Origin of the sequence: Arthrobacter sp. 2YAF22_2 (genome assembly GCF_052114645.1) — a bacterium.
In the GTDB taxonomy this organism is placed as follows: Bacteria; Actinomycetota; Actinomycetes; order Actinomycetales; family Micrococcaceae; genus Arthrobacter.
This window is the reverse complement of the sequence record NZ_JBFRFD010000308.1, coordinates 1-4,591: the sequence shown is the minus strand read 5'-3', so window position 1 is coordinate 4,591 and position 4,591 is coordinate 1. Positions and strand designations below refer to the sequence as shown.

The following is a 4,591-nucleotide window of genomic DNA, read 5'->3' as shown; positions in this document are numbered from 1 at the left end:
ACGTCGAGCGCTGCGTCCAGGCGTTCGTCCGCAGCCGCGACGAGCTGGCCGCCGTCGTTTAGGCTGGCTGCCCCGGTTTAGGCGCGTGGTCGCGGCGTGGCCCGCGACCACCCTGCGGAAACTACTGACGTGACCTGCCGCCGGGTGCAAGGATGGGACCATGTCAGCTMAATACGATGTCGTRATCGTCGGCGGCGGSATTGCCGGCCTGTCCCTTGCCTCCGCTCTCGCCGGCAAATGCAGTGTGGCCCTGGTCGAAGCCGAGCAGTCGCTGGGCTACCACACCTCCGCCCGCTCGGCCCGGCAACTGATCCCCAGCTACGGGCCGCCCGTGGTCCAGGAGCTGACCATGCGCACCCTGGAACTCCTCGGCACCCACGAGGGCACCCGGCCCGAGCCCGTTCTCTCGCCGCGCCGGTTCATGCTGATCGGTGACGAGGAAACCGTCCAGCAGCAGGCTAGCGGGTTCATGCAGCGGATCAGTCACGCCGAGGCCCTGGACCTCTGCCCCGCGCTCCAGCCGGGCGCCTTCACTGCCGCCGGCCTGGACTCCGGGTCCTTTGCCTGCAATGCGTCCCTGCTGCTGGATGACCACCGGGAGCGGGCCGCCGCGGGCGGCGTGGACATCATCACCGGCGCCAGGGTCCACTCGGCGCAGCGCCTCGGCACCGGCTGGGAGCTCGGCGCCGGGCAGGAGGGGTTCGAGGCCGCCGTCGTGGTCAACGCCGCCGGCGCGTGGGCCGACGAGCTCGCGGTGCTCAGCGGCGTCGAGAAGCTCGGACTCCAGCCCTACCGCCGCACCGCGGCGATCGTCGACGTCGAGAACCCCCTGCCGGTCGGCTGTCCGATGGTGGCGTCGACAGGCAACTTCTACTTCCGTCCCGACGGGCGGCGGCAGGTTCTGATTTCGCCGTCCGAATCCGTGCCGAGCGGCCCCGAGGACGCCAGGCCGTATCCGGGCGACATCGAGGCGCTCATCGCCCGGCTTAACACCATCACCACGATGGGGATCGGCAGCGTCAGCCGGGCCTGGACCGGGCTCCGCACCGAAGCGACCGACGGCATCCCGGTGGTGGGGTTCGACGCCGAGGCTACGGGCTTCTTCTGGCTTGCCGGCCAGGGCGGCTACGGTTTCCAGACCTCCTCCGGCATCGCCGAGCTCGCCGCGGAGCAGATCCTCGCCGGGCCGGAATCCCGGGAGCCGTTCCCTGCCGGCAGTCCGGCATCCCGGACAGCCGCGGCGCTGGCGGCGACCCGGATGTCGATCCGGGGCTGAAGAATGGACCCATGAGCACCCTGATCACCAATATCGCGGAACTGATGACCCAGGACGCGGACCACCGGGTCCTCAAGGATGCGGCCATCGTGATCGAGGGCGAACGCATCGCCTGGATCGGCGCCGCCGCCGCGGCCCCCGCGGCCGACGACGCCGTCGACGCCGGCGGCCGCTCGCTGCTGCCCGGCTGGGTGGATTCGCATACCCACCTGATCTTCGCCGGGGACCGGACCGCGGAGTTCGAAGCCCGGATGGCGGGCGAGGACTACAGCGCCGGCGGGATCGCTGTCACCACAGGCGCCACCCGGGACACCGGCGACTTCGACCTCACCCGGCTCGCACTTGGGCGCGTGGCGGAGGCTGTCGCCCAGGGCACCACCTACCTTGAGACCAAGACCGGCTACGGCCTGGACGTGGACAACGAGGCCCGCAGCGCCCGGATCGCCTCCACCGTCGCTGACGAGGCGACCTACCTCGGCGCGCATTTGGTTCCCGCCGGCATGGACGCCGAGGAGTACACCGACCTGGTCTGTGGGCCCATGCTCGCCGCGGTCCGCCCCTACGTGCGCTGGGCCGACGTCTTCTGCGAACGGGGCGCCTTCACCGAGGACCAGTCCCGCCGCGTGCTCCAGGCCTGCCGGGACGCGGGGCTGGGACTGCGCGTGCACGGCAACCAGCTGGGGGAGGGCCCCGGAGTGCGGCTGGCGGTGGAATTCGGGGCCGCCAGCGTGGACCACGTCAACCACCTCTCCCGGGCGGACGTCCAGGCCCTGGCGGACAGCTGGTCCGGCTGGGAGGCAGCGGCCGGCGCAGGGGAGCGCGGCACCGTCGCGACCTGCCTGCCGGCCTGCGACCTGTCCACCCGGCAGCCGCTGGCGCCGGGCCGGGAACTGCTCGACGCCGGCGTCCAGCTGGCCCTCGCCTCCAACTGCAACCCCGGGACGTCCTACACCAGCTCGATGGCGTTCTGCGTCACGACGGCGGTGCTGCAGATGCGGCTCAGCGTGGACGAAGCCGTCCGCGCCGCGACGTACGGGGGCGCGCTGGCGCTGGGCCGGGAGTCCGGGAACGACGTCGACGGCGAGCGGGCGGTCGGCTCGATTGCCGTCGGCCACCGGGCGGACCTGCACCTACTCAACGCCCCGTCCGCCACCCACCTGGCGTACCGGCCGGGGATGCCCCTGACCCACGCCGTCTGGCGCGCCGGCGTCCGCGCCCGCTAGAACACCATCGGCGGGGCGTCCAGCACGGTCTCGTCCACCCGGCGGTCCTCCCACTGGCTGAACGGCTTGTCCAGTTCGTACTTGCCCAGCGGGGTGCGCAGTAGAGTACGGATCTCCGCATTGTCCGGGTTGTTCAGCGACTCGAAGTACTCCACCGACCAGTGGAACCAGCGCATGCAGTACAGCCGCATGGTCAGCCCGTGCGTCACAAACAACGCATTCGGCGGGTAGTCCGGCCTGGCCCAATGCCGGTACAGGGTCTCCATGAAGGAGGAGATCCGGTCATAGACGTCGGAGCCGGATTCGCCCTCGCGGAAGCGGTAGAAGAAGTGCCCGTAGGCGTTGCGGAGCTCCTTCTGGTCCTCGATGTCGCCGGCGATCTGGAAGTTCGCCCAGTCCTGTTCGCGCAGCCGCGGCTCCTCGATCACGCGCTCGGTGAGGGAGCCCAGCCGGAGTGCCTCCAGGGTCTGGTAGGCCCGCAGGTAGGGGGAGACATAGACGCACACCTGTTGGCCGTCGAGCTCGCGCCGGAGCTGCTCGCCGGCCGCCGTGGCCTGTTCGACACCGAGCGGGGTTAGCGGGATCCGGTAGTCGGGCACCCGGTTGTAAATCGACGTGTCGGCATTGGCGGCGGACTGGCCATGCCGGATCATGAATATTTTCCCGGGCGCACTCACGCCCCCAGCATAGGCACTTGCAGTCAACTCCCTGAAACGGCAGGCAAGATAGAAGCATGTTGGTTCCCTCCCGCCGTCGGCTGCGGCTAGAAGTCTGGATCGTCCTGGGGCTGTCCCTGGGGCAGTCGGCGGTGTACTCGGTGGTGCAGTTGCTGGACAAGATGACCAGGGCGCCGCTGGCGCAGGGCACGTCGACGCTGAACCGCTCGCAGAGCAGCCGCGAATACTTCGACCTGACCTACCAGCTGCTGGACATCATCTTCGCCCTGGTCCCGGTGGTGCTGGTGATCTACTTCCTTACCGAACACCGGGCCGCCGGACCCGCCGGCCCCGCCGACCCGGCCGGCGGCACTTTCACAGCCAGCACCGGCACCTCGGCGTTCCGGAAACTGGGCTTCAACTTCGCCCGTCCCGGCAAGGACCTGGTCCAGGGCCTGGGCCTCGCCGCGCTGATCGGGATCCCGTCTTTGGGCCTCTACGCGGCCGGCCGGGCGCTGGGAATAACTACGGCGATCATCCCCAGCGCGTTGGACTCCTATTGGTGGACGGTGCCGGTGCTCATCCTCTCCGCGATCCGGCACGGGATCGTGGAGGAGGTGATCGTGGTGGGATACCTGCTGGACCGGCTCGGCAAGTTCGGCTGGGGCATGCCGCTGGCCATCTTCGCCAGCTCCATGCTGCGCGGCAGCTACCACCTGTACCAGGGCTTCGGGCCGTTCATCGGCAACGCCATCATGGGCGTCATTTTTGCCCTGATCTACACGCGCACCCGCCGGGTGATGCCGCTGGTGATCGCGCATGCTGTGTTGGACACCGTCGCCTTCGTCGGCTTCAGCCTTTTCGGCAAGGCGATCGGCCTGGGCTGAGTCGATGGACTGCCGGGCCAACCCGCCGGGTTAAAGGGTTTCGGCCGCCGGCGGCGGGTGGCATCATTGGCACCCGCTGCTGGCGGCCGAAGTTTGGTGGACCGAAGGCGTCAGATGGTGACGGCCCCGGAGGCGGTTTCGAAAGTGACGGACATGATTCCCGGCGTCCCGCGGGGGGCCAGCCAGTTGACAGCGACGTCCTCCAGCGGCTTCTCCACCGGGACGCCCAGCCACTCGGTGACGCGCTCGGCCGAGCCCGCGATGGTGAGTTCAGACATCTTGACGCTGCTCTCATACGCGTGGGACGGGTGCAACGCGGGGTCGCCCTCCCATTTGAGCATGTAGGGGACCTGCGGATCCGCGATCAGGCCCAGGATGCCGATCTGCTTCCAGACCAGTTCGCGGCCGTCCGGGAATTTGCGGTTGCCATTGACGGCGGCGCGGCCCAGCCGCTCCTCGAAGGGGGCCAGGTCGTCAACCTCGACGCACCAGCCCATCCAGCCGCCGCCGGCGGCCGAGCGGGCGCGTACGGCCTGGCCGAACGGGGCC

General features: G+C 69.7%; 5 protein-coding genes. 3 read left to right on the top strand and 2 right to left on the bottom strand.

Annotated elements, in window-relative coordinates; all coding sequences use genetic code 11:
- The first annotated feature begins 160 nt into the window (after nt 1-160).
- Together AB4Y86_RS12825 and hutI are read left to right on the top strand one after the other, a co-directional pair.
- Nucleotides 161-1,276 (top strand): NAD(P)/FAD-dependent oxidoreductase, encoded by a 1,116-nt coding sequence (locus AB4Y86_RS12825; RefSeq protein ID WP_441402605.1) that lies wholly within the window; start codon nt 161-163, stop codon nt 1,274-1,276.
- A gap of 11 nt (nt 1,277-1,287) precedes the next feature.
- Nucleotides 1,288-2,499 carry an imidazolonepropionase gene (gene hutI, locus AB4Y86_RS12820; protein WP_441402604.1) on the top strand — a complete coding sequence of 404 codons (1,212 nt, stop codon included), beginning with the start codon at nt 1,288-1,290 and terminating at the stop codon, nt 2,497-2,499.
- On the opposite strand, the gene AB4Y86_RS12815 is transcribed toward hutI, so the two are convergent.
- On the bottom strand, nt 2,496-3,152 hold the full coding sequence (locus AB4Y86_RS12815) for a histidine phosphatase family protein (protein WP_441402603.1): 657 nt from the start codon (nt 3,150-3,152) through the stop codon (nt 2,496-2,498). The genes hutI and AB4Y86_RS12815 overlap by 4 nt on opposite strands.
- A gap of 80 nt (nt 3,153-3,232) precedes the next feature.
- On the opposite strand from AB4Y86_RS12815, the gene AB4Y86_RS12810 reads away from it, so the two are divergent.
- Nucleotides 3,233-4,042 carry a CPBP family intramembrane glutamic endopeptidase gene (locus tag AB4Y86_RS12810; protein ID WP_441402602.1) on the top strand — a complete coding sequence of 270 codons (810 nt, stop codon included), beginning with the start codon at nt 3,233-3,235 and terminating at the stop codon, nt 4,040-4,042.
- A gap of 110 nt (nt 4,043-4,152) precedes the next feature.
- Here the strand turns inward: AB4Y86_RS12810 and AB4Y86_RS12805 are convergent.
- Nucleotides 4,153-4,591: VOC family protein (locus AB4Y86_RS12805; RefSeq protein ID WP_441402601.1), on the bottom strand; the 439-nt coding region annotated here is incomplete at its 5' end.

Coding starts and splice junctions, on each gene's coding strand:
- AB4Y86_RS12810 (WP_441402602.1), top strand. CDS start 3,233: ATGTTGGTTCCCTCCCGCCGTCGGCTGCGGCTAGAAGTCTGGATCGTC.
- AB4Y86_RS12815 (WP_441402603.1), bottom strand. CDS start 3,152: ATGATCCGGCATGGCCAGTCCGCCGCCAATGCCGACACGTCGATTTAC.
- hutI (WP_441402604.1), top strand. CDS start 1,288: ATGAGCACCCTGATCACCAATATCGCGGAACTGATGACCCAGGACGCG.